At 67.6% G+C, this 528-nt stretch carries 1 pseudogene; it reads right to left on the reverse strand.

Annotated elements, in window-relative coordinates:
• Nucleotides 1-148: 148 nt before the first annotated feature.
• Nucleotides 149-528, reverse strand: a pseudogene (locus C2142_RS33790) (aminoglycoside phosphotransferase family protein); the annotation flags it as partial.

The following is a 528-nucleotide window of genomic DNA, read 5'->3' on the forward strand; positions in this document are numbered from 1 at the left end:
CGACCGCTGACACACGCTCAAGACAGCCGAGGGCATCAGCCGACTCACCGCGACGCCCCTCTCCGGCGTCGTGTAGGCACCGCAGCAGACCGCCGACGCTGCCGCCCCGCGATCACCTCGCAGGGCGGCACCGCGGAATCACAGGGCGTCACAGGATGTGCCAGCGCAGCCCGTCATCGCCCTCACGCAGCCCGGAGACACGACGGACAACCTCCGCCAGAGTTCCCGAACCCGCCGCAGCGCGCTTCGCGTTCGTCGTAATCATCCTCAACTCACGCAGGTCCCGAAGAACTTGGTACCCCTGCCATTCGACGACATCAAAGCCGTACGACCGGGCGAAGGCATCGTAGTGCGCCTTGCCGTAACCGAACCGGCGACAGTGGATCTCGATCGTCACCAGGTCGATCTCCGGCTCCCCGTAGCTGGCCGTGTCCCAGTCGCAGAGCACGGCCGCCGAGCCGTCGTACAGCGCGTTCCGGTGCTGCGGGTCTCCTTGGAGCAACGCCGGCGGCAGGGCGAAGCGGACCT

It is taken from the genome of Streptomyces sp. CB01881 (assembly GCF_002953255.1).
In the GTDB taxonomy this organism is placed as follows: Bacteria; Actinomycetota; Actinomycetes; order Streptomycetales; family Streptomycetaceae; genus Kitasatospora.